Source organism: Bacteroides sp. An269, from assembly GCF_002159755.1.
Classification (GTDB): Bacteria; Bacteroidota; Bacteroidia; order Bacteroidales; family Bacteroidaceae; genus Phocaeicola; species Phocaeicola intestinalis.
In genome coordinates this window covers 1-637 of the sequence record NZ_NFJG01000255.1, presented here as the reverse complement: position 1 = coordinate 637, position 637 = coordinate 1, and the positions used below count along the sequence as shown (strand labels likewise).

At 50.7% G+C, this 637-nt stretch carries 1 protein-coding gene; it reads right to left on the bottom strand.

Going from position 1 to position 637, the window contains the following annotated elements; translation table 11 throughout:
- Nucleotides 1-107 precede the first annotated feature (107 nt).
- Nucleotides 108-617, bottom strand: a complete 510-nt coding sequence (locus B5F71_RS19620; RefSeq protein WP_087213682.1) for a phage antirepressor N-terminal domain-containing protein — start codon at nt 615-617, stop codon at nt 108-110.
- Between the last annotated feature and the right edge of the window lie 20 nt (nt 618-637).

Genomic DNA, 637 nt, shown 5'->3' with positions numbered 1-637 from the left:
AATGGGGCGTATGGCAATCATCTGTTCGTCACTGGTGGCAATGATGTCCACGTTGTTCACTCTTACAATGGTCTTTGTTTCCATAATGCTGTTTTGTTATTGATAGGTTAGTCGAAGAGTTGCGGTTCGTTCTTCAGGCGTTCGTTGCGAAGCTGCTCCAGCTTCTTGCGCTTGTCGGCAATGGTCTGTTTCAGCTGCTGTTGCTGCTGGTTCAGGTCTGCCAGCTCTTCCAGCAAGGCGATTTCGGCACGGTTCTGCTCCAGCTGGCGTTTCTGCGTGCCGAAGAAATGCTGGTAGAGGGCATCGTAACAGCTGCGCCGGTAGACCCGTACCGCTTCCTGCGCCTCTGGCTTCACATTTGCCGGATTAATGGTAAACAGCCAGCCGAAGATGTAACGGACGGGCAGGCACAGCATTTCGTACTTCTTTCCGTCGGCTCCAGTTGATGCCCTGAGGGCGGCAACTGAATTCAAGTCTTCGTCTTCCTGAATCTTCTTCCGCTGCCTTTCTACACTAATTCCCAACGCCTCGCAAATGGGGCGTATGGCAATCATCTGTTCGTCACTGGTGGCAATGATGTCCACGTTGTTCACTCTTACAATGGTCTTTGTTTCCATAATGCTGTTTTGTTATTGAT

Bases quoted from the DNA above. Each gene is read 5' to 3' on its own strand.
- B5F71_RS19620 (WP_087213682.1), bottom strand. From the start codon at position 617: ATGGAAACAAAGACCATTGTAAGAGTGAACAACGTGGACATCATTGCC.